At 74.7% G+C, this 23,624-nt stretch carries 24 protein-coding genes; 12 read left to right on the forward strand and 12 right to left on the reverse strand.

Annotation, left to right across the window (positions count from 1 at the left end; genetic code table 11):
• Positions 1–98 precede the first annotated feature (98 nt).
• Both ACH4T9_RS11940 and ACH4T9_RS11945 read right to left on the reverse strand, forming a co-directional pair.
• Entirely contained in the window at positions 99–3,224 is a 3,126-nt protein-coding gene (locus ACH4T9_RS11940) for a bifunctional [glutamine synthetase] adenylyltransferase/[glutamine synthetase]-adenylyl-L-tyrosine phosphorylase (RefSeq protein WP_396671468.1), read from the reverse strand.
• 6 nt (positions 3,225–3,230) lie between these two features.
• The gene (locus tag ACH4T9_RS11945) at positions 3,231–3,998 is read right to left on the reverse strand and encodes a type 1 glutamine amidotransferase (protein ID WP_396671060.1); all 768 of its coding nucleotides are present in this window, start codon (positions 3,996–3,998) and stop codon (positions 3,231–3,233) included.
• Positions 3,999–4,125: 127 nt separating this feature from the next.
• Here ACH4T9_RS11945 and ACH4T9_RS11950 point away from each other — a divergent pair, with 127 nt between their 5' ends.
• Entirely contained in the window at positions 4,126–5,058 is a 933-nt protein-coding gene (locus ACH4T9_RS11950) for an LD-carboxypeptidase (protein ID WP_396671061.1), read from the forward strand.
• A gap of 4 nt (positions 5,059–5,062) precedes the next feature.
• On the opposite strand, the gene ACH4T9_RS11955 is transcribed toward ACH4T9_RS11950, so the two are convergent.
• Positions 5,063–5,944 (reverse strand): virginiamycin B lyase, encoded by an 882-nt coding sequence (locus ACH4T9_RS11955; RefSeq protein WP_396671062.1) that lies wholly within the window; start codon positions 5,942–5,944, stop codon positions 5,063–5,065.
• Positions 5,945–6,127: 183 nt separating this feature from the next.
• On the opposite strand from ACH4T9_RS11955, the gene ACH4T9_RS11960 reads away from it, so the two are divergent.
• On the forward strand, positions 6,128–6,646 hold the full coding sequence (locus tag ACH4T9_RS11960) for a hypothetical protein (protein WP_396671063.1): 519 nt from the start codon (positions 6,128–6,130) through the stop codon (positions 6,644–6,646).
• Positions 6,647–6,754: 108 nt separating this feature from the next.
• On the opposite strand, the gene ACH4T9_RS11965 is transcribed toward ACH4T9_RS11960, so the two are convergent.
• The 4 genes from ACH4T9_RS11965 to glnA all read right to left on the reverse strand — a co-directional run bounded on the left by ACH4T9_RS11965 (position 6,755) and on the right by glnA (position 9,956).
• A complete protein-coding gene (locus tag ACH4T9_RS11965; protein WP_396671064.1) occupies positions 6,755–7,123 on the reverse strand; it encodes a VOC family protein in 369 nt (122 codons plus the stop codon).
• Positions 7,124–7,316: 193 nt separating this feature from the next.
• On the reverse strand, positions 7,317–8,009 hold the full coding sequence (locus ACH4T9_RS11970; protein WP_396671065.1) for a helix-turn-helix transcriptional regulator: 693 nt from the start codon (positions 8,007–8,009) through the stop codon (positions 7,317–7,319).
• 67 nt (positions 8,010–8,076) lie between these two features.
• Entirely contained in the window at positions 8,077–8,502 is a 426-nt protein-coding gene (locus tag ACH4T9_RS11975; protein WP_396671066.1) for a DUF350 domain-containing protein, read from the reverse strand.
• Between the two features lie 104 nt (positions 8,503–8,606).
• Positions 8,607–9,956 (reverse strand): type I glutamate--ammonia ligase, encoded by a 1,350-nt coding sequence (glnA, locus tag ACH4T9_RS11980; RefSeq protein ID WP_396671067.1) that lies wholly within the window; start codon positions 9,954–9,956, stop codon positions 8,607–8,609.
• Positions 9,957–10,191: 235 nt separating this feature from the next.
• On the opposite strand from glnA, the gene ACH4T9_RS11985 reads away from it, so the two are divergent.
• Positions 10,192–11,952 carry an NAD+ synthase gene (locus ACH4T9_RS11985; RefSeq protein ID WP_396671068.1) on the forward strand — a complete coding sequence of 587 codons (1,761 nt, stop codon included), beginning with the start codon at positions 10,192–10,194 and terminating at the stop codon, positions 11,950–11,952.
• 146 nt (positions 11,953–12,098) lie between these two features.
• Positions 12,099–12,944, forward strand: coding sequence for a 3-methyl-2-oxobutanoate hydroxymethyltransferase (gene panB, locus ACH4T9_RS11990; RefSeq protein WP_396671069.1), 846 nt, complete (start codon positions 12,099–12,101; stop codon positions 12,942–12,944).
• A gap of 79 nt (positions 12,945–13,023) precedes the next feature.
• Here panB and ACH4T9_RS11995 read toward each other — a convergent pair whose 3' ends face one another.
• The 3 genes from ACH4T9_RS11995 to ACH4T9_RS12005 form a co-directional block, all read right to left on the reverse strand.
• On the reverse strand, positions 13,024–14,457 hold the full coding sequence (locus ACH4T9_RS11995) for an RNB domain-containing ribonuclease (protein WP_396671070.1): 1,434 nt from the start codon (positions 14,455–14,457) through the stop codon (positions 13,024–13,026).
• A gap of 118 nt (positions 14,458–14,575) precedes the next feature.
• Positions 14,576–15,376: a histone gene (locus tag ACH4T9_RS12000; RefSeq protein WP_396671071.1), complete on the reverse strand. Its 801-nt coding sequence runs from the start codon at positions 15,374–15,376 to the stop codon at positions 14,576–14,578.
• A gap of 82 nt (positions 15,377–15,458) precedes the next feature.
• Complete coding sequence (locus ACH4T9_RS12005) at positions 15,459–15,662, reverse strand: hypothetical protein (protein ID WP_387025640.1); 204 nt, start codon at positions 15,660–15,662, stop codon at positions 15,459–15,461.
• A 131-nt stretch (positions 15,663–15,793) separates the two neighbouring features.
• On the opposite strand from ACH4T9_RS12005, the gene ACH4T9_RS12010 reads away from it, so the two are divergent.
• The 7 genes from ACH4T9_RS12010 (at position 15,794) to ACH4T9_RS12040 (ending at position 21,839) form a co-directional block, all read left to right on the forward strand.
• Positions 15,794–15,916, forward strand: coding sequence for a hypothetical protein (locus ACH4T9_RS12010; protein ID WP_396671072.1), 123 nt, complete (start codon positions 15,794–15,796; stop codon positions 15,914–15,916).
• A gap of 310 nt (positions 15,917–16,226) precedes the next feature.
• Positions 16,227–16,565 carry a hypothetical protein gene (locus tag ACH4T9_RS12015; protein ID WP_396671073.1) on the forward strand — a complete coding sequence of 113 codons (339 nt, stop codon included), beginning with the start codon at positions 16,227–16,229 and terminating at the stop codon, positions 16,563–16,565.
• The gene (locus ACH4T9_RS12020; RefSeq protein ID WP_396671074.1) at positions 16,562–17,065 is read left to right on the forward strand and encodes a roadblock/LC7 domain-containing protein; all 504 of its coding nucleotides are present in this window, start codon (positions 16,562–16,564) and stop codon (positions 17,063–17,065) included. The genes ACH4T9_RS12015 and ACH4T9_RS12020 overlap by 4 nt, the downstream gene beginning before the upstream one ends.
• 175 nt (positions 17,066–17,240) lie before the next feature.
• On the forward strand, positions 17,241–18,017 hold the full coding sequence (locus ACH4T9_RS12025) for a nucleotidyltransferase domain-containing protein (RefSeq protein ID WP_396671075.1): 777 nt from the start codon (positions 17,241–17,243) through the stop codon (positions 18,015–18,017).
• A 106-nt stretch (positions 18,018–18,123) separates the two neighbouring features.
• Complete coding sequence (locus ACH4T9_RS12030) at positions 18,124–19,347, forward strand: S8 family peptidase (protein WP_396671076.1); 1,224 nt, start codon at positions 18,124–18,126, stop codon at positions 19,345–19,347.
• 276 nt (positions 19,348–19,623) lie between these two features.
• Positions 19,624–20,088 carry a hypothetical protein gene (locus tag ACH4T9_RS12035; protein ID WP_396671077.1) on the forward strand — a complete coding sequence of 155 codons (465 nt, stop codon included), beginning with the start codon at positions 19,624–19,626 and terminating at the stop codon, positions 20,086–20,088.
• Positions 20,089–20,327: 239 nt separating this feature from the next.
• Complete coding sequence (locus ACH4T9_RS12040; RefSeq protein ID WP_396671078.1) at positions 20,328–21,839, forward strand: SulP family inorganic anion transporter; 1,512 nt, start codon at positions 20,328–20,330, stop codon at positions 21,837–21,839.
• A 24-nt stretch (positions 21,840–21,863) separates the two neighbouring features.
• On the opposite strand, the gene ACH4T9_RS12045 is transcribed toward ACH4T9_RS12040, so the two are convergent.
• Positions 21,864–22,238 carry a nuclear transport factor 2 family protein gene (locus tag ACH4T9_RS12045; protein ID WP_396671079.1) on the reverse strand — a complete coding sequence of 125 codons (375 nt, stop codon included), beginning with the start codon at positions 22,236–22,238 and terminating at the stop codon, positions 21,864–21,866.
• 244 nt (positions 22,239–22,482) lie between these two features.
• Here ACH4T9_RS12045 and ACH4T9_RS12050 point away from each other — a divergent pair, with 244 nt between their 5' ends.
• Positions 22,483–22,854 carry a DUF4259 domain-containing protein gene (locus ACH4T9_RS12050; RefSeq protein ID WP_387025655.1) on the forward strand — a complete coding sequence of 124 codons (372 nt, stop codon included), beginning with the start codon at positions 22,483–22,485 and terminating at the stop codon, positions 22,852–22,854.
• Positions 22,855–22,992: 138 nt separating this feature from the next.
• Here the strand turns inward: ACH4T9_RS12050 and ACH4T9_RS12055 are convergent, their stop codons facing one another.
• The gene (locus ACH4T9_RS12055) at positions 22,993–23,550 is read right to left on the reverse strand and encodes a hypothetical protein (RefSeq protein WP_396671080.1); all 558 of its coding nucleotides are present in this window, start codon (positions 23,548–23,550) and stop codon (positions 22,993–22,995) included.
• Between the last annotated feature and the right edge of the window lie 74 nt (positions 23,551–23,624).

Genomic DNA, 23,624 nt, shown 5'->3' on the forward strand with positions numbered 1-23,624 from the left:
GGAATTCAGTTCACGACAATTGAATGGTCCGTCGATTTTCATATCCACCTCGGGTCGTATTCGGATCGACGGGTGACAACCGTCCTCGGCGCCGGGGCTCAGGCCCCGGCGGCGAGGACGCGTTCCATCGCCGCGCGGGAGCGGCGGCCGGTGCGCAGGTACTCGTCGAGGAACTCGCCCGGGTCGTCCCGGCCGAGCAGCCGGACCACCCCGGCCAGCTCCACGCCGTGCCGGGGCAACTGGTCGCCGTCCCGGCCGCGGACCAGCATCAGCGCGTTGCGGACCTGCGCGGCCAGGGTCCAGCCGGCCGCCATCTCGCCGGCGTCCTCCGGGGCGACCAGGCCGGCTTCGGCCGCCGCCGCGAGCGCGTCGAGGGTACGCGTGCCGCGCAGCGCCGGTAGCCGACCGGCGTGCCGGAGCTGGAGGAGCTGCACCGCCCACTCGGCGTCGGCGAGGCCGCCCCGGCCCAGCTTCGTGTGGGTTGCCGGGTCGGCGCCCCGGGGCAGCCGTTCGGTCTCCACCCGGGCCTTGATCCGGCGAATCTCGACGATCTGTTCCCGGGTCAGCCCGTCGGCCGGGTAGCGCACCGGGTCGACCATCGTCTCGAACTCGGCGCCCAGGTCGGCGTCGCCGCAGACGAACCGGGCGCGCAGCAGCGCCTGCGCCTCCCACACCTCCGACCAGCGGGCGTAGTACTGGGCGTACGCGGCGAGGCTGCGTACCAGCGGGCCCTGCCGGCCCTCCGGGCGCAGGTCGGCGTCCACCCCGAGCGGCGGGTCGGGGGCCGGGGCGGACAGCAGCCGGCGCAGTTCCTCGGCGATGGCGTGGGCGGCGGCGCTGGCCGTGCCCTCCTCCGCCCCGGACGGCTGGTCGTAGACGAACAGCACGTCGGCGTCGGAGAGGTAGTTCGACTCGTACCCGCCGAGCCGGCCCACGCCGATCACCGCGAACCGCAGCCCGGGTGGGGCCGGCCGGGCGGCCCGGGCGGCGCGCAGCGCGGCGGCGAGGGTGGCGTCGGTGACGCCGGCCAGCGCGGTGCCGACGGTGGTGATGTCGGCGAGGCCGAGCGCGGCCCGCCCGGTCGGGTCGGGGCGGGTCGGGGTGGGGGCGAGCGACCCGGCGCGGCTGAGCACGTCGGCACAGGCGATCCGGACCAGTTCCCGGCGGCGCAGCGCGCGGACCGCCCGGGTCGCCTCGACCGGGTCGGCGTGCCGGGCCGCGGCGGCGGAGAAGCCCTCGCAGAGCACCTCGCGGGGGCGCGGGGTCAGCTCGTTCTCCTCGGCCAGCAGCCGCAGCGCCTCCGGTTCCCGGGCCAGCAGGTCGGCCGCGTACCGGGAGGAGGAGAGCACCCGGGCCAGCCGGCGGGCCACCGGGCCGGAGTCGCGCAGCAGCCGCAGGTACCAGGGGGTGCCGCCCAGCTTGTCGGAGACCTTCCGGTAGTTGAGCAGCCCCCGGTCCGGCTCGGGCGCGTCGGCGAACTCGCTGAGCAGCACCGGCAGCAGGGTGCGCTGGATGGCGGCGGTGCGGCTCACCCCGCCGGTGAGGGCCTGGAGGTGGCGCAGCGCCCCGGCCGGGTCGGCGAAGCCGAGGATCTCCAGCCGGTGCCGGGCCGCCTCCGGGGTGAGCCGCAGCCCGTCGGCGGGGACCCGGGCCACCGACTCCAGCAGCGGCCGGTACAGCAGCTTGGCGTGCAGCCGGCGTACCTCGGTGGCGTGGGTGACCCACTCGGCGCGGAACTCCTCGACGGCGCTGCGGCCCGGGGTGGCCGCGTAGCCGAGCGCGGCGGCGAGCCAGCGCAGCCCGGCCGGGTCGGCCGGCACGGTGTGGGTGCGGCGCAGGCCCTGGAGCTGGAGGCGGTGCTCGACGCCGCGCAGGAAGCGGTACCCGCGCAGCAGCGCCTCGCCGTCGGCCCGGCCGACGTAGCCGCCGGCCACCAGGGCGCGCAGGGCGGGGATGGTGCCGGGTGCCCGCAGCGCCTCGTCGCCCCGACCGTGCACCAGTTGCAGCAACTGGACGGCGAACTCGATGTCGCGCAGCCCGCCCGGCCCGCGCTTGATCTCGCGGTCCAGCTCCTTCGGCGGGATGTTGTCGATGATCCTGCGGCGCATCGAGCGGACGTCCTCGACGGCCTCCGGCCGCTCGGCGGCCCGCCAGACCAGCGGGGCGAGCTGGTCGATCCACTCCTGGGACAGCGCCAGGTCGCCGGCCGCCGGGCGGGCCTTCAACAGCGCCTGGAACTCCCAGGTGCGCGCCCAGCGCCGGTAGTACGCCAGGTGGCTGGCCAGGGTGCGGACCAGCGGGCCCCGGCTGCCCTCGGGGCGCAGCGCGGCGTCGACCGGCCAGGCGACCAGGCCGCAGATGTGGATCAGCCGGGTGGCGACCGTGGTGGCCGCCGGCAGCTCGTCGTCCTCGGCGCAGAGGAAGATCACGTCGACGTCGGAGACGTAGTTCAGCTCGCCGCCGCCGCACTTGCCCATCGCCACCACGCCGAGGCGGGGCCGTGGCGTGCCCTCGGGCAGCTCGCCCACCGCGATGTCGTAGGCCGCGCCGAGGGTGGCGTCGGCCAGCGCGGAGAGCGCGGCCATGGTCTGTTCCAGGGCGCGCCCGCCGGTCAGGTCGGCCGCCGCGATCCGCAGCAGGGCCAGCCGGTACGCCTGGCGCAGCACCGCGATCGGCTGGGTGGACGCGGTGACCCGGGCCGCGGCCGTCAGGTCCAGCCGGCCCTCGGCGGCGGGGGCGAGCCCGTCGGGGTCGGTGGCGAGCACCGGCCACTGGCCGGCGTTGGCCACCAGGTGGTCGCCGAGCGCCGACGACGCGCCGAGCACGGCGATGAGCCGCCGGCGCAGCCCCGGGTCGACGTGCAGGGCGTCCAGCAGCGCCGAGTCGGCGGGCTCGCCGGTGGCCCGGCGCGCGGGGTCCGTCGGCCCGCCGCCTCCTCCGGTGACACCCGTGGACCGGCGCGCACCCGTCGGCCCGCCGCTGGTGCTGCCGGCCGCGCGGCTCTCGGCCTCGGCGAGGCGGTGCAGCTGGCGCAGGGCCAGGTCCGGGTCGGCGGCCCGGGACAGCGCGGCCAGCAGCTCGGCGGCCCGCTCGTCGACCGGCTCCTGTTCCTCCGGCCGCCACAGGCCGAGCCCGGCCGGGCCGAGCAGGTCGGCGGCCCGGGAGCCGCCGTCGGCGGTGCCGAAGCCGTAACGGGCCAACCGGCCCCGGGCCGGTCTGCTGATCACGGGTCAGTGCCCGAGCAGGGGCAGGTTGCGGCGGGCGCCGTCGCCGCTGAGCTCACCGAGGGCGAGGGCGGCGAACCGGATGGCGAACGGCTGCCACACCTCCTCGATGTCGGCCATCACCCGGTCGCAGGCGGCCACCACCAGTTCCGGGTCGTAGCCCAGCTGGTCGAGCAGGGCGGAGTCGGTGGCCCAGTCGGCGATCATCGCGGTGTCGGGCTCGATGTGGAACTGGAGCCCCCAGGCCCGGTCGCCGAGCCGGAACGCCTGGTGCGGGTAGCGGGTGGAGGCGGCCAGCAGGGTCGCCCCGTGCGGCAGCTCGGTGATCTCGTCGGCGTGCCACTGGAACACGTCGGGGATCAGCGGCACGTACCGGAACAGCAGGTCGGTCTCGGCGGCGTCCCGACGGCCGACCACGGTGGGGCCGACCTCGGGCCCGGACGGGCTCAGCTCGACGACGCCGGCGTGCGACGTGGCCAGCAGTTGCGCCCCGAGGCAGATGCCGAGGGTGGGCACCCGGTGCCGGACCGCCTTGCGCAGCAGCCCCTCCAGCTTGGGGAACCAGGGGGCCCCGAGGGTGCCGTCGGGCAGCGGGTACGGCTTCTGCTCGCCGCCGAGCACCACCAGGGCCACGTACCCGTCGAGGTCTGCGGGCAGTTCGTCCCCGGCGTGCGGGCGCAGCACCCGCAGCTCCAGGCCTCCTTCCACCAGCCATTCGCCCAGGCGGCGGACGTCGTCGGTCGGGTCGTTCTCGATCACCAGCGCGGTTGCCACGCCGTCGAGGCTATCGGGTACGCCGGCCGCGGCCCGGAACGCCTCGGCGCGATGCTCCCCGAGGCGACAGCGGCCGGGCGTCGACGGGCCGGCCCGGGTCCCCGGCCGGCGGCTAGGCTCTGCGGCTGTGATCACCGACGACGCCGTCCTGCGCCCACCGGTCCTGCGCCCCGGGGACACGGTGATGCTGGTGTCCCCGTCCGGGCCGATCCGGCCGGAGCGGGTGGCCCGGGGCCTCGAGCTGCTCACCGGCTGGGGGCTGCGCCCGGTGCTCGCGCCGAACGCGTACGCCCGGCAGGGGTACCTGGCCGGGTCGGACGAGCTGCGCGCCGCCGACCTGAACACGGCGTTCGCCGACCCGTCGGTGCGCGGGGTGATCTGCACCCGGGGCGGCTACGGCGCGCAGCGGGTGGTGGACGCCGTCGACATGGCGGCGGTGCGCCGGGACCCGAAGGTGGTGGCGGGCTTCTCCGACATCACCGCGTTGCAGCTCGCCCTCTGGCGCGGCGCCCGGCTGGCCGGCGTGCACGGCCCCGGGGCGGCCTGGCTGGACGAGCGCACCCCGCTGCGCTCGGCCGAGTCGCTGCACGCCGCGCTGATGACCACCGAGCCGGTCACCGTCGCCGCCGTGGCCGGGGAGGAGACGTTCGGCGTACGGGTCGCCGGCCGCGCCACCGGGACGCTGCTCGGCGGCAACCTCTGCCTGCTCGTCGCCACGCTGGGCACCCCGGACATGCCGGACCTGACCGGGGCGGTGCTGCTGGTCGAGGACGTGCAGGAACCCCCGTACAAGGTGGACCGGATGCTGACCCAGCTGCGCCGGGCCGGCGCCTTGGACGGCCTGGCCGGGGTGGCCGTCGGGCAGTTCACCGGCTGCGCGGACGAGTGGGACACCAGCGTCGCCGACGTGCTGACCGAGCGCCTCGGCGACCTCGGCGTCCCGGTCCTCGGCGGCCTCCCGATCGGCCACGGCCAGGGCCAGCTCACGGTCGGCGTGGGCGTCCCGGCCACCCTCGACGCCGACGCCGGCACCCTCACGGTCGCGCCGGCCGTCCGCTGACCCCTCAGGGGGTCAGGTGGGCGACCGCGCCGCGTTCCAGGGCGGCGTGGACCGTGCCGTCGGGCAGGACCGCGAGACCGTGGGGCTCCGAGTCCGGGGTGGGCAGGTCGTACGCGTCGACGCGGCCGTCGGGGGTGACGTGGCCGATGCGGTTCGCCGCCCACTCGGTGAACCAGCAGCCGCCGGCCGGGTCCGCGACGATCGCGTGCGGCCGGGCGGCCCGGTCCGGCAGCGGGTACTCCTCGATCCGGCCGTCCGGGGTGATCCGGCCGAGCTGACCGGCGGCGATCTCGACGAACCAGAGGGCCCCGTCGGCGCCCAGCGTGATGCCGACCGGCCCGGCGGCGTCGGTGGGCAGCGGGTGCAGTCGCACCGCGCCGTCCAGCGCGATCCGGCCGACGGCGTTCGCCTGGTTGAGGGTGAACCACAGGGCGTCGTCCGGCCCCGCCGTGATCATCGACGGGAATCCGCCGCTGACGGGCAGCGGGTACGCGGTGACCGTCCCGTCGGTGCCGACCCGGCCCACGGTGTCGTTGCTCATCCCCGCGTACCAGAGGGCACCATCGGGGCCGGCGGCGATGCCGCACGGCGCGCTGCCGGCCGGCAGCGCGACCGACGTCGCCGTCCCGTCGGTGGTGATCCGGCCGATCCGGTCGTCCCCGGAGCGGGTGAACCAGAGCGCGCCGTCCCGGCCGGCCGCGATGACCAGCGGGCGGCTCGCCGGGTCGCCGGGGTGGGCCCGCACCGCGCCGTCGGCGGTCACCCGGGCGATCCCGCCGGTGCGGGCCAGCGTCAGCCACAGCGCGCCGTCCGGCCCGGCGGTGATCCCGTACGGCCCGCAGCCCGGGTCCGGCAGGACGGTCTCTCGAATGGTGGGGGTGGTCATGGGTGCCCGCTCCTCTGCTCGACCGGCCCCAACCCTGTATCCCGGACCGTCCCGTGGCAACCGGTTTGTCCCCGATTCGAAACCGGATTATCAGCTCGCTGACAGGGTCGCCACGGCCCTTACCCAGCTCACCCCGTCACTGTCGGTGATGTCATCGCACCCGAGCAACGAAGTGGAGAACGAATGTCCCGCACGATTTCCAAGAAGCAGTTGCTGGCCGGCCTCGCGGCGGCAGGCGTACTCACCGTGGGGATCGCGGCGCCGGCCGTCGCGTTCGCCGAGGACAGCTCGACCCCGAGCGCGAGCAGCAGCGAGGGCACCGACCGGCAGCAGCAGCGGGCCGACCGGCAGTCCGAGTTCGCCGAAGCGCTCGCCAAGGAGCTGGGGGTCTCCAAGGACAAGGTGACCGCGGCCCTGGACAAGGTGCGCGAGCAGAACAAGGCCGACCGGCCGGAGCGCGGCGAGCGTCCCGACGCCGCCGACCGGCAGGCCGCACTGAAGGAGCGGCTGGACCAGGCCGTCAAGGACGGCAAGCTGACCCAGGAGCAGGCCGACGCCATCACCAAGGCCGCCGAGGCGGGCGTGTTCCCCGGCGGGGGCGACCGGGGTCACGGCCACGGCGGCCCGGGCAAGGGCGACCAGGGCAAGGGCGACCAGGCCAAGGGCGACTCCGAGGGCAAGGGCGACTCCGAGGGCAAGTGACGCCCGCGCGGCCCCGCCCCTGTCGGGGTGGGGCCGCGCACCGGTGCGCCGGCAGGGGCGGGGTCCCGACGTCTCGGATCCCGTCCCTGTCCGCCCGGACAGGGACGGTTACGGGGCGGGCGGCGTGAACACCCCGAAGTGGTTCCCCGCCGGGTCGGTCAGGTGGGCGAAGGTCAGCCCGCTCGGCGCGCCGCGCGGCGGCACCAGCACCCTGCCACCGGCCGTCTCGGCCCGCCGGCAGGCGTCCGCCACGTCGGCGACCTGGGCGTAGAAGATCGCGTAGTTCGGCGTGCTGCCGTCGGAGGCGCGGATCGCCCCGCCGATCCCCCCGTCCCGGCCGTCGGTCACCCGGTACGACCGGCCCGGCGCCCCCTGCTCCTCGAACGCCCAGCCGAACAGCTCCCCGTAGAAGCGCTCCGCCTCCTCGGGCCGGTCGGTGCCGATCTCGAACCAGGTGATCGCGTTGGTCGTGGTCATGTCTGCCTCCCGTGCGCCGCGCCAGCCGGTCGACCGGCGCCGTCGGGATCAGCCTCGCCCCGTCCCGCGACACCGTCCTGTCGGTGTTTCCCGGCGGTCAGCCGGGATCGACAGGCCCGTCCAGCGGTGCCCCGCCCCGCCGCCGGTCCCCCGCCGCCCGGCGGTCGCGGGTCCGGACCCGGCCATCGCGGGTTCAGGCCAGGGTGAGCTGGCGGACGATGTGCTGTGGGATGTCCAGCTCGCCGGGGCGCAGCTCCCGGGTGACCGGCTCCGGCAGCGCGGTCACCGAGCCGATCCGGTCCACCCGGAACGCGCGCAGGCCGTCGCGCAGCCGGCACCAGGCCAGCAGATACCAGTGCCAGGGGTTGCCGAGGAAGCCCAGCGGCTCCACGACCCGCTCGGTGACGGCCCCGGCCCGGTCGGCGTACCCGAGGCGCAGCACCCGGCGGGCGGTGACCGCGCCGGCGACGGCGGCCGGGACGGGCGCGGCGGGCCCACCGCCGATGAGGTGCACCCGGCCGGCGAGCCGCCGGGCCTCGGCGGCGTCGGCGGGCGGCATCACCGCGAGCAGCTTGCGCAGGGCCGTGGCTCCCGCCTCGGTGAACGGGCCGCCGCCGAGGCGGTGCAGCGCCACGGCCATCGCCACCGCCTCGGCGGCGGTGAGGTTGACCGGCGGCAGGGTGTGCGCGCGGTCGACGACGTAGCCGCCGGTGCGGCCGGTCTCCGCCCAGATCGGCACCCCGGCCTGCTGCAACGCGCCGATGTCGCGCTCGATGGTGCGCGAGCTGACCTCGAAGCGGTGGGCGAGCCAGTTGGCGCTGCGCGGCCGGGGCGACACTGCCCGCAGCTCCTCGACCAGGGCGTAGAGGCGGTCCGTCCGGTTCACGCCCGCAGGTTAGCCGCCGGGTGCGACGAGGCCGGGTCAGGCGGGGCGGGGCGAGAGCCGGGCCGCGTCAGGCGATGCAGGCGCAGACGATCAGCGCGGCCCCGAAGTGGGTGGCGGCGCTGATCCAGGCCGCCGGGTGCGGCTCGTCGGAGCAGATGACCTCGCCGAGCCGGCCCGGGGTGAGCAGGTCCAGCACGAAGAAGGCCAGCGCCATGACCAGCAGGCCGATCAGCCCGAAGATCACCGTGGAGGCCAGCCCCTTGGCGAAGTCGCTGTAGCTGGTGAGGATGGCGGTGAACACGATCCCGGCGATGCCGAGCTGGTTCGCGGCGAGCAGCAGCCCGGCGTTGGTGTTGCGCCGCACCCAGATCAGCTCGCGCAGCTTCCCCGGGGTGAGCAGATCGACCAGGCCGAAGCCGGCCGCCATCAGACCCACCCCGACGACCCCGAACACGACGCTCTGCCAGGCTCCGCTGAGCAGGTCCTCCAGCACCGACTGCCTCCCGACCACCTACCGCCCGGCGGGGGTGCCGGCGCGGTGATCGAGACGATAGCGGCCCGCCGCAACCCCCCGGCAGCCCGCGCCGGCGGTGGGCCCTACAGCGACAGGTAGCGCTGCCGCTCGTAGGGGGTGACCTCGCGGCGGTACTGCTCCCACTCGGACCGCTTGTTGCGCAGGAAGAAGTCGAAGACGTGCTCGCCGAGCACCTCGGCGACCAGCTCGGAGCCGGCCATCACGTCGATCGCCTCGGACAGGTTCTCCGGCAGCGCCTCGTACCCCATGGCGCGGCGCTCGGCGCTGCTCAGCGACCAGACGTCGTCCTCGGCGCCCGGGGGCAACTCGTAGCCCTCCTCGATGCCCTTGAGGCCGGCGCCGAGGAGCACCGCGAAGGCCAGGTAGGGGTTGGTGGCCGAGTCCAGCGAGCGGACCTCGATCCGGGCCGAGTTCGGCTTGCCGTACGCGGGGACGCGGACCAGCGCGGACCGGTTCAGGTGACCCCAGCAGACGTACGCGGGGCTCTCGGTGATCCGGTCCGGCAACGCCTGCGGGAACAGCCGCTTGTACGAGTTGACCCACTGGTTGGTGACGGCCGTGTACTCCCGGGCGTGCGTGAGCAGCCCGGCGATGAACGACTTCGCCACCTTGGACAGCTTCATCGGGTCGGCGCTGTCGTGGAACGCGTTGCGCTCCCCCTCGAACAGCGACAGGTGGGTGTGCATGCCGCTGCCGGGCTGGTCGGTGAACGGCTTCGGCATGAAGCTGGCCTGCACGCCGGTGGAGAGCGCGACCTCCTTGACCACGTGCCGGAAGGTCATGATGTTGTCGGCGGTGGTCAGCGCGTCGGCGTAGCGCAGGTCGATCTCCTGCTGGCCGGGGGCGACCTCGTGGTGGCTGTACTCCACGGAGATGCCGATCCGCTCCAGGGCCAGCACGCCCTGGCGGCGGAAGTCCCGGGCCACCGCGTGGGTGGTGTGCTCGAAGTAGCCGCCGGTGTCGACCGGGACGGGCACCGAGCCGTCCTGCGGGCCGTTCTCCAGCAGGAAGAACTCGATCTCGGGGTGGGTGTAGAAGGTGAAGCCCTTCTCGGCGGCCTTGGACAGCATCCGGCGCAGCACGTGCCGGGGGTCGGCCCAGGACGGGCCGCCGTCGGGGAGCAGGATGTCGCAGAACATCCGGGCGCTCTCGCCGCTCGCCCCGCCCTCGAAGGGGAACACCTGGAAGGTGGTCGGGTCGGGCATGGCCACCATGTCGGACTCGAAGACCCGGGCGAAGCCCTCGATCGCCGAGCCGTCGAACCCGATGCCCTCCTCGAAGGCCGCCTCCAGCTCGGCGGGCGCGACCGAGACGCTCTTGAGGGTGCCCAGCACGTCGGTGAACCACAGCCGGACGAACCGGATGTCCCGCTCTTCCAGCGTACGGAGGACGAACTCCTGCTGACGGTCCACTTCCACCCCTCGCGACACTGTTGCCCATCACCGGCCGGGCTTACCGCCCAGTCTCCACCGGGTCCTTTACGCAGACGTTACGCGACCTTTCCGGGCCGCGTCCTGTCGTGTCCCGCCACCTGGCGAGCGGGCCGGCGGACCTGTTCCCACGGGCCTACGGCCGGGCCCCCGGACGCCCTGGCCGGTAGCCGCCGCCCGCCGTGTCGGGCCCGTCCGGCTGAGGCAAGATGAGGGCATGCCCACCCTGCGTCTCGCCCTGTCCCAGGTCAATCCGAGCGTCGGCGACCTCGACGACAATGCCGGCCTGGTCCGCCGGTGGACCCGGCGGGCCGCCGACGCCGGCGCCCAGCTCGTCCTGTTCCCGGAGATGACGCTGACCGGGTACCCGGTCGAGGACCTGGTCTTCCGTCGGTCCTTCGTCGCCGCGTCCCAGGCCGCGCTGCGCCGCCTCGCCGCCGACCTGGCCGCCGACGGCCTCGGCGAGCTGCCGGTGGTGGTCGGCTACCTGGACGCCGACGGCCCGCCGCAGGTCAGCGCCGACGCCCAGCCGGGCCACGGGGCCCGCAACGCCGCCGCCGTGCTGCACCGTGGCGAGGTGGTGGCCACCTACTTCAAGCACCACCTGCCCAACTACGGCGTGTTCGACGAGGACCGCTACTTCGTTCCCGGCGACACCCTGACCGTGGTGCGGGTCGGCGGGGTGGACGTGGCGCTGACCATCTGCGAGGACCTGTGGCAGGCCGGCGGTCCGTTCGCGGTGGCCCGGCAGGCCGGCGTGGGCCTGGTGGTCACGATCAACGGCTCGCCGTACGAGCTGAACAAGGACGACATCCGGCTGCCGCTGGTGCGCCGCCGGGCCGCCGAGGCGGGTGCCACCGTGGCGTACGTCAACATGGTCGGCGCGCAGGACGAGCTGGTCTTCGAGGGCGACTCGATGATCGTGGGCGCGGACGGGACGCTGCTGGCCCGCGCCCCGCAGTTCGTCGAGCACCTGCTGCTGCACGACGTCGAGCTGCCGGCGGCACCGGAGCCGGTCGGCGACGCCGGGGAGCTGGGAGGCGGGATGCGGATCGTGCGCACCAGGGTCAGCGACCTGCTGCCGCCGGCCCCGGGCGGGGTGGCGGTCGGCGGGATCATCGAGCCGGCGGCCGACGAGGCCGAGGTGTGGCAGGCGCTGGTGCTGGGCCTGCGCGACTACGTCGACAAGAACCGGTTCCCGTCGGTGGTGCTCGGGCTCTCCGGCGGCATCGACTCGGCGGTGGTGGCGGCCCTCTCGGTCGACGCGCTCGGCCCGGACCGGGTGGTCGGGGTGTCGATGCCCAGCCAGCACTCCTCGGAACACTCCCGTGAGGACGCGGAGGACCTGGCCAAGCGCACCGGGCTGGACTACCGGGTGCAGCCGATCCAACCGATGGTGGACACCTACCTGGCGAACCTGTCGCTGTCCGGGGTGGCGGTGGAGAACCTCCAGGCCCGGGTGCGCGGGGTGCTGCTGATGGCGCTGTCGAACCAGGAGGGCCACCTCGTCCTCACCACCGGCAACAAGAGCGAGCTGGCGGTCGGCTACTCCACCCTGTACGGCGACTCGGTCGGCGGGTTCAACCCGATCAAGGACGTGTGGAAGACGCTGGTCTGGCGGCTCGCGAAGTGGCGCAACGCGGACGCCGCCCGCCGGGGCGAGACGCCGCCGATCCCGGAGAACTCGATCGGCAAGCCGCCGAGCGCCGAGCTGAGCCCCGGCCAGCTCGACAGCGACACACTGCCCGACTACGACGTTCTCGACCCGATCCTGATCGGGTACGTCGACGGCGACCTCGGCCGGGCCGGGCTCGTCGAGTCCGGCCACGACCCGGCGGTCGTCGACCGGGTGCTGCGGATGGTGGACACCGCCGAGTACAAGCGCCGACAGTCGGCGCCCGGCACGAAGATCTCGATGAAGGCGTTCGGGCGGGACCGCCGGCTGCCGATCACCAACCGTTGGCGCGAGGACGGCTGACCCGGCGGGGGTTCGCCCGGCGGCCGGCCCGCGCCGCCGCCGGGGAGTGAAATCCTGCACTGTCTCCTCCCGCCGCCGCCCGCCCGGTGCGACGATCGCGGCGGAACCCGGGGACCGCGAAGGCGGCCTCGAGGAAGGAGACAGTCATGGTGGAGTCCACCCCGACCGAGGTGACGGCGCTGTACGGCGGCCCGGCCACCCGGCGGGTCCGCACCCGCGACCTGCTCGCCGCCAAGGAGCGCGGCGAGCGGTGGTCGATGCTGACCTCGTACGACCAGTACACGGCGTCGATCTTCGACGCCGCCGGCATCCCGGCGCTGCTGGTCGGCGACTCGGCGGCGAACAACGTCTTCGGCTACGAGACGACGCTGCCGGTGACCGTCGACGAGCTGCTGCCGCTGGTCCGCGCCGTGGTGCGGGCCACCCGGCAGGCGCTGGTCGTCGGCGACCTGCCGTTCGGCTCGTACGAGGAGGGGCCGACTCAGGCGCTGCGCACCGCGGTGCGGTTCATGAAGGAGGGTGGCTGCCACGCGGTGAAACTGGAGGGCGGCCGGCGCTGCGCGGCGCAGATCGCCGCGATCGTCGACGCCGGCATCCCGGTGATGGCGCACATCGGCTTCACCCCGCAGCGCGAGCACACCCTCGGCGGGTACCGGGTGCAGGGGCGGGGCGACTCGGCCGACGACGTGCTCGCCGACGCGCGGGCGGTGACCGAGGCGGGCGCGTTCGCGGTGGTGCTGGAGATGGTGCCGGGCGAGGTGGCCGGGCGGATCACCGCGGAGCTGCCGATCCCGACCGTCGGCATCGGGGCCGGCCCGGACACCGACGCGCAGGTGCTGGTCTGGCAGGACATGGCCGGCCTGCGCACCGGGAGGGCCCCGCGCTTCGTGAAGCGCTACGCCGACCTGGCCGGCGCGCTGACCGACGCCACCCGCCGGTTCGCCGACGAGGTACGCGGCGGCGAGTTCCCCGCCGCCGAGCACACCTTCTGACCGGTACGCGGGTTGCGGTGGGCGCCCGGCGGGCGCCCACCGCAGTGAGAATCTGCGCTGGGACCGGCCGGTGGCGCGCTCAGGCCAGCGCGAACAGGACCTTCCGGGCGACCGGGTCGGCGGTGACCAGCCGGACCCGGACCCGCTCCCCCAGCGGCAGCTCGCCCGTGCAGCGGGCCCGCACCGGCGGGGAGTCCAGGGCCACCGTGCCGCCGGGCTGCCGGCCCGGCTTCGGCTGGCCGTTCGGCGGGGTGTCCACGTCGAGCACCGCCGCGTCGAACGTCTCGCCTACCCGGTGCTCCAGCAGCACCGCCTCGGCCAGCTCGACCGCGCCCCGGGTGGCCGCACCGGCGGTCCGGTCGGTCGCGGCCATCGCCTCCGGCAGCTTCGGCAGCGCGGCCCGGGCCCAGTCGGGCACCGCCCGCCCTTCGTGCAGGGCCAGGCACACCTCGGTGGCGTACCGGTCGGCCAGCCGGCGCAGCGGCGCGGTGACGTGGGCGTACGCGGCGGCGACCCCGCCGTGCTCCGGCCGGTCGGGCGGCACGCCATCGAACGCCGTGTACGCGGCGCCGCGCATCAGCTCGGCCGCCTGGTCGACGAACGCCGCCGCCCGGGGCTTCGAGGCGTCCAGCCCCGCGAGCGCCTCGCCCACGCCCACACCGGCCGGCCAGTCGACGCCGAGCGCGGCGGCTGCGGTGCGTAGCCGGGCCACCGCCTCCGGCTTCGGCGCCGGCATGGTGCGCAGCAGCCCGATCCCGCCGGCCAGCATGAGGTCGGCGGCGGCCATCCCGGTGAGCAGGGAGATCTGGGCGTTGTGGTCCTCCATCGGCACCGGCCCGCGCAGCACCAGCCGCCAGCCGTCGCCGTCCGCCTCGACGTCCTGCTCCGGCAGCGGCAGGTTCACCGCGCCCCGGCGCAGTCCGCGCGCGGTGAGCAGGGCGCCGATCTCGGGCAGCAGGGCGATCGGCTCGGGCAGCCGCCCCGCGTCGGCGTCGGCCTGGACGCCCGCGTAGTCCAGCTTGGCGCGGCTGCGTACCAGGGCGCGTTCCAGCGTGACGGCGACCGTGCCGCCGTCGGGGTCGAGGTCGACGGTCCACACCACGGCCGCCCGGTCCTGGCCCGGCAGCAGGCTGGCCGCGCCCTCGCTCAGGGTGTGCGGGTGCAGGGGCACGTTGCCGTCGGGCAGGTACACGGTCTGCCCCCGCCGCCAGGTCTCCTCCTCCAGCGCGCCGCCGGGGCGCACGTGCGCGGCGACGTCCGCGATCGCGTACCGGACCCGGAAGCCACCGCCGGGACGGCGGGCAAGGTGCATCGCCTGGTCGAGGTCCCGCGAGGTGGCCGGGTCGACGGTGACGAACGGGATGTCGGTGCGGTCGGCGGCGGCGCGGGGCGGCGCGGCTGCCGCCGCCTCGGCCTCGCGCTGCGCCACGGGCGGGAACTGCTCGGGCAAGCCCAGCTCGCGGCGCAGCGCGCCGAAGTCGATGCGGGGTGCCAGTACGCGTCGGATCACCACGGGGTCAATCCTGACACGGGTGATCCGCTCCCCGGCACCCTCGCGGACCCGCCGCCCGGGCCGCGTACCGGTGCGGGTGGCGGGCCGGCGACGGACGGTCAGCGGCGGGCGGCGATGCTCAGCCGGTGGCCTTGCGGGCCGTCGCCCGGGTACCGCGCGGCGCGCTCGCGCGGGCCGCCGCCGTCCGGGGCGCCGCCGTCCGGGCCGTCGCCTTCTTCGCCGTGGTCTTCTTCGCCGGAGCCTTCTTCGCCGCCGCCTTGCGGGTGGTGCTCGACGAGGTGGCGGTCGCCTTCTTCGCCGGGGCCTTCTTCGCGGCGGCCTTGCGGGCGCCGCCGGTGGGCCGGGTCGAGGCGATCTTCGTCGCGGCGGTGGTCTTCTTCACCGGGGCCTTCCTGGCCGCGGTGGTCGCCTTCTTCGCCGCCGTGGTCGTCTTCTTCGCCGCCGGCGCCTTCTTCGCGGTGGCCTTCGTCGTCGCGGTGGCCTTCGTCGCGGTGGTCTTCCTCGCCGCGGCCTTCGTCGCGGTGGCTGCGGCTGTGGTGGTCCGCTTCGCCGCCGTGCCTGCGGCGGCGGTCGTCTTCTTCGCCGTGCTCCGGGCGGCCGGGGCCTTCTTCACCGTGGTCCTGGTGGCCGGGGCCTTCTTCGCGGCGGTCTTCGAGGCCGGGGCCTTACGTGTGACGATCTTCGTCGTGGCGGCCTTCCTCGCGACCGCCGCCTTCGCCGGCACCCGGCCCGCCCCGGCGCCGGAGGCGTTGGGGGACGCCTTGGTCACGGTCGACCCCCGGGCCGCCGCGCCGGCCGTCCCCGAAGGGCGCGCGGCCGTGGCACGGGTCCCGCCCGCGGCCCGCCCGGCCGTGGCGGTCTTCTTCGCGGGCGTACGTTTGGCGGCCGGGCGGGTGGTGGCCTTCTGTGCTTCGGCCATCTGGGTTCCCTCCTTGGGGACATGCGCTCACGTGCCTCCTCGCGGGGCACGGAGTTCCTCGACGCGGGCGGTCCCGCGCCGCTTATCTGTCCTCCCCGGCCCAACGGGCGTCCGCGGCGTCCCACGCGTCGTTACGCTCCCGCACCTGCTGCAGGGCGTTCTCCGCGTCGGATGCCGAGGCGTACGGCCCGAGCACGTGCCGCGCCGCGCAGACGTCGGCATCGGTCTCGACCCGGTGGTGTCGGGTGCACCAGTAGTAGTGCCCACCACTTCCGCTGTCGCTCATGGGATCACTGTGCACCGCGAACCGCCCGACCGCCACCGGTTCAACCAGAACCGGTGGCGGCTTCCACAGTAGACGTGCTGGTCAGCGGCCGGGCCGGAACCGCGAAACCCGCCGGACCGGGTGCGTCTGCCGTGCCCCGCCGGACGTACCGGCTCGCCTTCCGGCTGGCCCGCGGGCAGTTCGACCGGCTGGTCGGCCGACCGCTCGACGCGACGGGCGGCGGCACCGGATGCTGGCGGGCCGCCCTCGGCTGATCGGCCTGCCGGCGACGTCGGAGCAACCGCTTGACCTGGGGAACTTCATATCAGCTGGACCCGAGATCAACCATCCGTCGGAGCGTCCCACTTACGGGACTGGCGGGACCAGTAGCTTGGGCCGCTCAGGTCGATGCGACGACCTCCGTGTGCGCCGGGACCGCCCGTATGCGAGCCTCGTCGGAGCATTTTCACTGCGTCGCGCCACCTGTCACCGCGGGGTCACCCTCGGGACGGAGACGGTGGCGCCGGCCAGCCATAGCTGGGGAGAAGAACTGTGGCGAATCTTGACATCGCACTGAAGAGTGCGATGAGCATCGATGGGGCGATCGGGGTGGCGCTCGTCGACTACAACAGCGGCATGACGCTCGGCGTGGCCGGCGGCACCGGGGAGATCGACCTGACCGTCGCCGCCGCCGGCAACACCGACGTGGTACGCGCCAAGATGCGCACCATCGAGATGCTGAAGCTCGACGACGAGATCGAGGACATCCTCATCACGCTCGGCGGCCAGTACCACCTGATCCGGCCGGTGACCAGCCGCACCGGCAAGGGGCTCTTCCTCTACCTGATGGTGAGCAAGAGCCGGGCCAACCTGGCGATGGCCCGTCACCAGCTGCGCACGATCGAGGAGAGCCTGGAGTTGTGAGCGGACTGGACAACACCGGGACGGCTCTCCCCCGCCGCACCGCCCGGCCGCCCGAGGGGATGCCACCGCCCCGGTCGCTCCCGCCGTCGCTCGCGGGGAACCCGACGCTGCCGTACCCGCAGATCGGTCAGGCGCTGGCCGAGCTGCGGTTGGAGATCCCCGGGGTGCACGGCTGCGTGCTGGGCGGGGTGGACGGTCTGATGATCACCCACAACATGCAGACCGACGTCGACCCGAGCGACCTGGCGGCGCTCGCGGCGACCACGTACGGCCTGGGTCGTCAGGTCGGCCTGCGGCTGGGGCAGGGCGACTTTCAACAGTCCACGGTCCGCAACGCGCTCGGCTACCTGAGCGTCTACGCGGTCAGCGCGCAGGCGCTGCTCGCCGTGGTCGGGAGCGACACCATCAACGTGGCCCGGCTGCACCTGCACGCCCCGCCGGTGGCCGAGCGGCTCGCCGCACTGCTCGACGGCGTGACGCCGACCTCCCGGCAGCGGTGACCCGACGCCGCCGCCGAACTGACCGGACCGGCAGCGGTGACCCGGCGCCCGCCGCCGAACTGACCGGACCGGGAACACGCGGGCGGCGCCCCGCCACGGTCCGGCCGTGCCGACGCCGCAACCGCTCGTGCCGGCCCGGGGCCACCCGCCCCGGGTCGGCACGCCACAATGCGGCATGGACCCGGACGTACGGCGGTACATGACCGACCTGGTCGGGGCGGCCCGCGACGTGCTCGGCGTCGACCTGGTGGGTGCGTACGCGGCCGGCTCGGTCGCCCTCGGCGCGTACCAGGCGGGGCGCAGCGACATCGACGTGGCGCTGGTCTGCGCGCACGCCCTGACCGACGGGCGCAAGCGGGAGCTGGTGGCCCGGCTGCGGCACGAGGCGCTGCCCTGCCCCGCGCGCGGGTTGGAACTGGTCGTCTACCGGCGGGAGGTGGCCCACTCCGGCAACCCGGAGCCGGGCTTCGAGGTCGAGCTGAACACCGGCGCCCGGATGCCGTTCCGGGTGACCTGGTCCGGCGACGGGCGGCCGGCGGCGGACGGCCGGTTCTGGTACGGGCTGGACCGCAGCATCCTGCACTCCGGCGGGCTGGCCCTGGCCGGGCCCCCGGCGGCGGAGACGTTCGCCGACCTGACGCCGGCCGACCTGCGCCGACTGCTGGTGGACGCGCTGACCTGGTGGCTCGCGCTGCCGACGCCGCCCGGCGACGCGCCGGCGGCCGGCGCCGAGGACGCCGTGCTCGGCGCCTGCCGCTCGCTGGTGCGCTGCCGCGACGGGGTGTGGCTGCCCAAGGTCGCGGCCGGACGGCGGCTGGTGGAGCGGGGGCATCCCGAGGCGGCGCTGGTCGAGCGGGCGATCGCCGCCCGGCACGGCGGCCCGCCGCCGGGCGGCCAGACCGCGCGGGCCTTCCAGCGGGCCGCCCTCGACGAGCTGCGCGCGATGCTATGACCTGACTGATATATAGTCAGTCGTGGATATGTCGATAGCCTGTCATCACGATCTCGGACCGCGTACGACCAGCTCCGACGCGGTCGACGACAGAGGAGACCGACACATGACGCTCCCCCGCAAGGTCGCTGCACTCGGCGTGCTGACCGTATCGGCGATGGCCACGGCCATGATCGGCGGCCCGGCTACCGCGGCACCGACGACCGGTGAGATCCGCTCCGCCGGCGGTGCCACCGCCGTCCCCTCCAGCTACATCGTCGTGCTGAACGACACCGCCGTCGGCGGCAAGGCCGGCACCCGGGTCGCCGCCGTCACCAGCTCCGCGGACAAGCTCGCGAAGCGCTACGGCGGCGACATCGCCCAGGTGTACGGCGAGGCGCTCAACGGCTTCGAGGCGCGGCTGTCCGAGGCCGCCGCCAAGCGGCTGGCCGCCGACCCGGCGGTCGCCTGGGTCGAGCAGAACCACGAGGTCACCCTCCAGACCACCCAGGCCAACCCGCCGTGGGGCCTGGACCGGATCGACCAGACCAACCTGCCGCTGAACAGCGCCTACAGCTACACCAGCACCGGGTCTGGCGTCACCGCGTACATCGTCGACACCGGTATCCGGACCACCCACACCAACTTCGGCGGGCGGGCCGTCGACGGCTACGACGCGGTCGACAACGCCCTCCCGGCCGCCGACTGCAACGGCCACGGCACCCACGTCGCCGGCACCGTCGGCGGCTCGACCTACGGCGTCGCCAAGAGCGTCCGGCTGGTGGCCGTGCGGGTGCTCGACTGCGCCGGCAGCGGCACCACCGCCGGCGTCATCGCCGGGGTCAACTGGGTGACCTCCAACCACCAGGCCGGCCAGCCGGCGGTGGCGAACATGAGCCTCGGCGGCGGGCTCAACTCGTCGCTCAACACCGCCGTGGCGAACTCCATCGCCGACGGCGTCACCTACGCGGTGGCCGCCGGTAACTCCAACGCCAACGCCTGCAACTACTCGCCGGCCTCCGTGGCCAGCGCCATCACCGTCGGCGCGACGCAGAGCAACGACGCCCGCGCGTCGTACTCGAACTACGGCACCTGCGTGGACATCTTCGCGCCGGGCACCAGCGTCCTGTCCGCCTGGTACACCAGCAACACGGCGACCAACACCATCAGCGGCACCTCGATGGCCTCGCCGCACGTGGCCGGCGCCGCCGCCCGCGTCCTGCAGAACAACCCGGGCTGGCCCCCGGCCCAGGTGGCGTCGTACCTGATCTCCACCGCCACCCCGAACGTGGTGGGCGGCCCGGGCACCGGCTCCCCGAACCGCCTGCTGTACGTCTCCCCCGCCAACTGATCCTCCCACCCCCCTGGTGCGGCCCCGGAGCGCCCGCTCGCTCCGGGGCCGCACCGCGTCCGGCGTCAGGCCGGGACGGGCGCGGTCGGTGCCGGGGTCGAGTTCCGGGGCGGGCTGTGCCGGGCAGAGCCCGGCCCGGGGGCCGTTCCACCCGCCGAACCCGTAGCACCCCGGTTCACCTGCTGAAACGGGCGTAACCGACGCCCCCGACGACGGGTTGATCCCCATGACGTGGGCGAATGCCCGCGGGCACGCGTCACGGCCTGGGGGTGAGCGGTGCAGCGCAGACTTCTCTCCCTCGCCCCGCTGCTCGCCTGCGTGCTCCTGTTGCATCTCGGCTTCGCCTTCGCCACGGCGCTCCCCGGACCCGCCACGACCCACGCCCGGGTGTCGGACACCGCGCCGCCCCGCACCGATCCGCCGGTCCGCACGACACGAGACGGCGTCGCATCGCGGGCCGATTCGGTACGGCTCGAAGCGCACCTCCCCGTGACCACCCTCGCCGCGCCGGCCGGGCAGTCACCGAAGCGGACCGTGGTGGCGAACTTCGCCGGTAAGGCGTGCGGCTCGGTCACCCGCTCCGGGCGCAACAACCCGACGACCGACCGCCGCGACCCGGTAGGCCAGGAGGCGTGCGCGCCGCCCGACGCGCCGCTGCGCCGGGCCAACATCGCCGACGGGCGTCCGCTGGGCACGGTCACAGGCCCCGACCCGATCCGGTCGAGCGTCCTGCGCTGCTGACCGCCGCGCGTCGCGAGTCCCCGCCGCACCCGCCCGCCCACCGCACACCCACCGCCTTCCCGAGCCACTGCCGGGCGGGCGGCAGCGGCGCAGACCCGACCGGCCGGAGCGGCCCCGCACACCCGTCGACCACGCGCGCCCCACCGACCCGTACCGCCGACCGAGCCGGCGGTGCGCCCGGCCTCACGCCGACGGTGGCGCGCCTCCGTTGCTCGCCCCACCGCCTCCCGGAGTGGACCATGCCGTTTCCCGCCCAGCCCTGGCGCACTCTCCGTGCCGACCTGCCCGCCTCCATCGTCGTCTTCCTCGTCGCGTTGCCGCTCTGCGTGGGCATCGCCGTCGCCTCCGGCGTACCCGCCGAACTGGGCCTGGTCACCGGCGTGGTCGGCGGCCTGGTCGTGGGGTTCATGCCCGGCAGCAGCATGCAGGTCAGCGGCCCGGCGGCCGGGCTGACCGTGCTGGTCGCCGAGGCCGTGGACCGCTACGGCCTGGCCGGCCTCGGCACGATCGTCCTGGTCGCGGGGCTGCTCCAGGTCGGCCTGGGGCTGCTGCGGCTGGGCCGCTGGTTCCGGGCCATCTCGGTGGCCGTGGTGCAGGGCATGCTCGCCGGCATCGGCCTGCTGCTCATCGTCGGGCAGCTCTACGTCCTGGCCGGCGCCGCCACGCCGCACACCGGGCCGGGCAAGTTCACCGGCCTGCCCGGCCTGGTGGGCGACCTCGTCACGTCCACCACGGCGCAGGTCTCGCTCTGCGTCGGCGTCGCCACCATCGTGGTCATGGTGCTCTGGGACGCCCTGCCCGGCCGGCTGGGGACGGTCCCCGGCGCGCTGGTCGCCGTGGCCGGGACGGCCGGGGCCACCGCCGTGCTCGGGCTGCCGGTGGACACGATCAGCGTCGGGGGCCTGATCGAGGCGGTACGGCCCTCGCTCGGGCACCGGGGCACGTTGGCGGACGTCGGCGTGCTCGCCACCATCGCGACGTTCACCCTGGTCGCCTCGGCGGAGAGCCTGTTCAGCGCGGCGGCGGTCGACCGGCTGCACCAGGGCCCGCGCACCGACTTCGACAGGGAACTCGTGGCGCAGGGCACCGGCAACACCGTCTGCGGCCTGCTGGGCGCGCTGCCGATGACGGCGGTCATCGTACGCAGCTCCGCGAACGTGCGGGCCGGCGCGCGGACGAAGGCGTCCCGGGTACTGCACGGGGTGTGGCTGCTGCTGTTCGCCGCCGCCGCGCCCGGCCTGCTCGGGCTGATCCCGCTGCCCGCGCTCGCGGCCGTGCTCGTTCACGCCGGGGTGAAGCTGCTGCCGCTGCGGGCAGCGCCGCAGCTGTGGCGGGGGCAGCACCAGGGCGAGGTGGTGGTGCTGGCGGTGACCGCCACGGCCATCCTCACCATGGACATGTTCACCGGCGTGCTCGTCGGCCTCGGCCTGGCCATCGTCAAGACGGCGTGGGAGACGTCCCACGTGCGGGTCACCGTGCGGGACGGCACGGCCGGGCCGATCGACGTGACGATCTCCGGGAACGCGACGTTCCTGCGGCTGCCCACCATCCTCACCACGCTGAACGGGCTGCCGTCCGACCGGACCGTACGGCTGGACCTGCGCGGCCTGCGGCACGTGGACCTCGCCTGCCGGTCGGCGCTGGACTCCTGGATCGAGACGCACAACGGCAACGCGGGGGTGTCCGTGCAGATCGTCGCGCCGCGCCCGGCCGAGGACGACCGGCCCCGGACGGTCGACGCCACCGAGTGACCCGTCCCGCCGGCCGGGCCGCCTTCAGGCCGGGCTGATGTGGGCCGCCAGGATCCGCCAGCCGCGATCGCCGTACGTCCACGTCCTGGTGTATCGGAGCCTCGCCGTAACCGGGACGCCACCGAAGGTCCCCGTCACCCGGCCCAGGAAGAACGTCACCCCGGTCGTCCCCTCGACGATCAGGTCCAGTTCCTCCTCCACCAGTTCGTCGATGACGGAGGTCCGGTCACGGTGGGCGAGGAGGTCGTCCTGCTTGGTGAACCTGCTCCCGTCCGGGCCGAAGGCGATCAGGCGCTCGTCGAGCAGCCCGTCGAGGGCGGCCACGTCCCCCGCCCGTTGGGCGGCCTGAAGCCGGCGCTCGGCGTCGAGCAGCTCGGCCTCGAGTTCACTGTCCGGCATCGTGCCATCCTCCTCGGGACGGAGCTCGTCGGCAAGCCGGTCGCTGCCCGAGGCGCCGTCGCTCGGCCGCCGGTCGTCCGGCCCGCCCCCGGCGTACCGAAGGTTCGGGACGACGGCCGGGCCCCGACGTCACGACCCTATGCGAGTCGCCCGGGCCGCACGGGACAACCGGCGTCCGGGAGAACCGTCGGTGGGACCTGCTTCAATACCGATCGGATTCGAGAACGAAGAGGGTGCGGACAGCATGGGAACCTGGGGCAGCGGGAACTTCGACGACGACACGGCGGCCGACCATCTCACGGACCTGACCAACCGGCTGATCGCCGAGGTCACCGAGGCGATGTCCGGCGACCCGACCGGGATCGAGCCGGACGACTACTGGGGCGTCGCGGTGCCCTGCAACCTGGAACTGCTCCACCTCGTCGCGCGGCAGAACTACGTCGGGGCCATCCTGCCCGACCCGGCCACCATCGCCGCCTGGAAGACCCGGTTCCTGGCCGTCTGGGACGAGACGATCGACGGCCTGGAGCCCGGCCCGGAGTACCGGGCACAGCGGCGCGAGGTCCTCGTACGCACCTTCGACCAGCTGGCCGAGCTGGCGATCAGCAAGAGCTGACGCGGTCGCCGTTCACCGGCGTACGGGTTGGCGTGTGCTCGGCGGAAGCTGATCATGGCACCAAACCGCCGCACTACCGACGCGTCGCCGACGGCATCGAGCAGAGCATCAAATCGGGCGGGTCCCGGTCGGCACCGGCTAGATGATCAGGGTCTCGAACCGGCCCTCGCGGCGGCGGACGTGCCCGCGCCAGCCGGCGAGCAGTGCGATGACGGTCCAGCCGGCGGCACCGGAGACCAACGCCACCAGCCTCCCACCGGAGTCGACTCGATCGACGTCCCGGAGCGGGACCACCCCGTCCGGATCGGTGAGCACGACCAGGGTGTCGCCGAGCTGGTAGCCGTGGCTCCTGCCCCGATAGATCATCGGCTCGTCGAGCGGCCCGTCCTCGCCCCGGAGGGTGAACGCGTGTCGCTTACCGGCGACCTCGACGTTGACGATGGTCACCTGCTGACGGACGCCGCGCTCCTCCAGCACCGCCTCGGGGGCGAACTGCACCGACCCCACGAGGACGAACAGGGCGGGAACCATCGCGAGGAAAGCCAGCCACGCCGCCCGGTGCAACACACCCACGACCGACGCGAAGACGACGCAGAGGGCGAGGCCGGCGATGATCGGCACCGCCTTCGGCCAGCCGACCGTGGCGTACGCGACGGCGGTACTCAGCCCGACGACGGCCAGGCCGAGCAGCACCACCAGCAGGGTCCTCCGGACCGACCTGCCGGCCGACCAGGCGCCCGCCGCCGGAACGCGACCGGTCGGGGGCCCTC

This window comes from Micromonospora sp. NPDC020750 (genome assembly GCF_044334565.1).
Taxonomy (GTDB): Bacteria; Actinomycetota; Actinomycetes; order Mycobacteriales; family Micromonosporaceae; genus Micromonospora.

Excerpts from the sequence above, each read along its gene's own strand:
- ACH4T9_RS12030 (WP_396671076.1), top strand. The coding sequence starts at position 18,124 with ATGACGCTCCCCCGCAAGGTCGCTGCACTCGGCGTGCTGACCGTATCG.
- ACH4T9_RS12045 (WP_396671079.1), bottom strand. The coding sequence starts at position 22,238 with ATGCCGGACAGTGAACTCGAGGCCGAGCTGCTCGACGCCGAGCGCCGG.
- ACH4T9_RS11960 (WP_396671063.1), top strand. The coding sequence starts at position 6,128 with ATGTCCCGCACGATTTCCAAGAAGCAGTTGCTGGCCGGCCTCGCGGCG.
- panB (WP_396671069.1), top strand. The coding sequence starts at position 12,099 with ATGGTGGAGTCCACCCCGACCGAGGTGACGGCGCTGTACGGCGGCCCG.
- ACH4T9_RS11985 (WP_396671068.1), top strand. The coding sequence starts at position 10,192 with ATGCCCACCCTGCGTCTCGCCCTGTCCCAGGTCAATCCGAGCGTCGGC.
- ACH4T9_RS12050 (WP_387025655.1), top strand. The coding sequence starts at position 22,483 with ATGGGAACCTGGGGCAGCGGGAACTTCGACGACGACACGGCGGCCGAC.
- ACH4T9_RS11965 (WP_396671064.1), bottom strand. The coding sequence starts at position 7,123 with ATGACCACGACCAACGCGATCACCTGGTTCGAGATCGGCACCGACCGG.
- ACH4T9_RS12015 (WP_396671073.1), top strand. The coding sequence starts at position 16,227 with ATGAGCATCGATGGGGCGATCGGGGTGGCGCTCGTCGACTACAACAGC.
- ACH4T9_RS12000 (WP_396671071.1), bottom strand. The coding sequence starts at position 15,376 with ATGGCCGAAGCACAGAAGGCCACCACCCGCCCGGCCGCCAAACGTACG.
- ACH4T9_RS12025 (WP_396671075.1), top strand. The coding sequence starts at position 17,241 with ATGGACCCGGACGTACGGCGGTACATGACCGACCTGGTCGGGGCGGCC.
- ACH4T9_RS11955 (WP_396671062.1), bottom strand. The coding sequence starts at position 5,944 with ATGACCACCCCCACCATTCGAGAGACCGTCCTGCCGGACCCGGGCTGC.
- ACH4T9_RS12005 (WP_387025640.1), bottom strand. The coding sequence starts at position 15,662 with ATGAGCGACAGCGGAAGTGGTGGGCACTACTACTGGTGCACCCGACAC.
- ACH4T9_RS12040 (WP_396671078.1), top strand. The coding sequence starts at position 20,328 with ATGCCGTTTCCCGCCCAGCCCTGGCGCACTCTCCGTGCCGACCTGCCC.